Below are 776 nucleotides of genomic sequence, written 5' to 3'. Positions count from 1 at the left end.
CTGGCTGCAATTACCGAGGCAACAAGCTTGCCAACGCCGGGAATTTCTCCGAGCGAACGGCTCGTCTCGCTTCGCGCGTGGGCCTTGGCGATCTCCCTCTCCAAATCATCGAGCGCGCTTCCGAGTGCATCAATTTGCTGACCGAGAACCCTTGCAGCCATGACAGCGGCGTCCGGAAGAGTCGTGTCGGCTTCTGCGAGGTCTAAAAGCTCGTCGACGCGGCCGGTGCCCTTGGCGACGACAAGACCGAATTCGGCTAGGTGGCCGCGTAGAGCGTTCACGCTCATCGTTCGCTGTTTGACGAGCAGCTCGCGCGTCTTGTGCAGCATCAGTGTCACTTGCTGATCAGCGCTCTTGATCGGCACAAAACGCATGGCAGGTCGCGAGACCGCTTCACAGATGGCCTCCGCATCGACGGCATCGTTCTTACCCCGCTTGACATATGGTTTTGTGTAGGCGGGCGGCATCAGAGATACATCATGTCCCATCGCCTTTAGTTCGCGCGCCCAATAGTGCGCTGAGCCGCAAGCCTCCATGCCAACGCGGCACGGCTCGATCTTCGAGAAAAACTCGCGCATTGTTCGGCGCGTCAGCTTGCGCTTTACGGCCGGCGCAGCCTCGCTAGATAGCGCGTGAATCTGAAAATAGTTCTTGGCGAGATCAACGCCTATTCTGATAAACTTCATCGCGGACGGTCTCCCTTCTTTGTGGCTCCCTGGCGGCCACGCTTGGCACTATGATGCCGTTGAGGTGAGGCCGTCCACACCATCAAGGAT

At 58.6% G+C, this 776-nt stretch carries 1 protein-coding gene; it reads right to left on the bottom strand.

All coding sequences use genetic code 11. The annotated features are described in order from the left end of the window. Window positions 1–686 (bottom strand): IS110 family transposase (locus IVB12_RS28605; protein WP_247304108.1); only part of this gene is annotated, 686 nt, incomplete at its 3' end. Between the last annotated feature and the right edge of the window lie 90 nt (window positions 687–776).

This window comes from Bradyrhizobium sp. 179 (assembly GCF_023073535.1).
Classification (GTDB): Bacteria; Pseudomonadota; Alphaproteobacteria; order Rhizobiales; family Xanthobacteraceae; genus Bradyrhizobium.
Note: the sequence above shows the minus strand (reverse complement) of the source record. Positions and strands in the feature narration are given on the sequence as shown.